Consider the following 829-nt stretch of genomic DNA (forward strand, 5'->3'; position numbering starts at 1 on the left):
TGTTTGGTGCCTGCACTCATCAGCTCGCTTGCAAACGCATAGAGCTTATCCTCACCTTCTTCAATATGACGACTTTGCATCGAGCGTACGACGAATCGTTGCTGCTCGCTCAGTTTATACTGCAAGTATTCGTAGATGTCCGCTTCGCGGTCACACACCGATATCACGTTCGCCATTTGTCCTTGCAGCCGCTCTGCCATCGCTCGTGACGCTGACTCCCACTTGTAACTTTCTTTTTCTTCGTAAGAAGTCGTCGCGTGTTTTTCTCTTTTTCCAATCGTGTTGATATCACGACTCCAGCGAGACTGTTCAATTAATCCCACAACTTGCTTTGTGTCTGGCGCAAACAGTAATACGCTATGAGCTAACAAGCCTCGTTGTTTTGCTCCTCGTCCGACATGACCCAAATCATCTCGAATGGAGGAATGTTTATAAATTAGTGTGGTCGTGTCTTCTAATGCGAGTAATAAGTTATGACTTTTTGCTTGTTCAACCGTGGCTTTAAAGCCTGACTCTGCTATAGCCGTTGCGTCAATATTCTCGTTGCGAATAAAGCGGTAGGCACCTTCCATATCGGCGGGGGATTGAGTGATGTTCACAAGTGGTTTTCCTGGTTCATTTGCAAGCGTTGATGCTAACTTTACCAGACGCGCTGTTCTTCTTGGATCACCTAAGTCCGATTTACCGAATTGTTGTTTTGCCCAATGAGTATGTTCGTTAATCATAATGTGCCCTCAAACAAGATTTGAAGATCTGATCATGACATTGAGATTTAGTTCAAAAAAATCCCCGCTAATTTCTTAGCAGGGATTTGTGTATAAGAGACAGC

At 44.5% G+C, this 829-nt stretch carries 1 protein-coding gene; it reads right to left on the reverse strand.

Annotation, left to right across the window (positions count from 1 at the left end; genetic code table 11):
* Window positions 1-725 (reverse strand): IS4 family transposase (locus tag I6E70_RS20535; protein WP_231620158.1); only part of this gene is annotated, 725 nt, incomplete at its 3' end.
* Between the last annotated feature and the right edge of the window lie 104 nt (window positions 726-829).

It is taken from the genome of Pseudoalteromonas sp. NGC95 (assembly GCF_015864705.1).
Taxonomy (GTDB): Bacteria; Pseudomonadota; Gammaproteobacteria; order Enterobacterales; family Alteromonadaceae; genus Pseudoalteromonas; species Pseudoalteromonas arctica.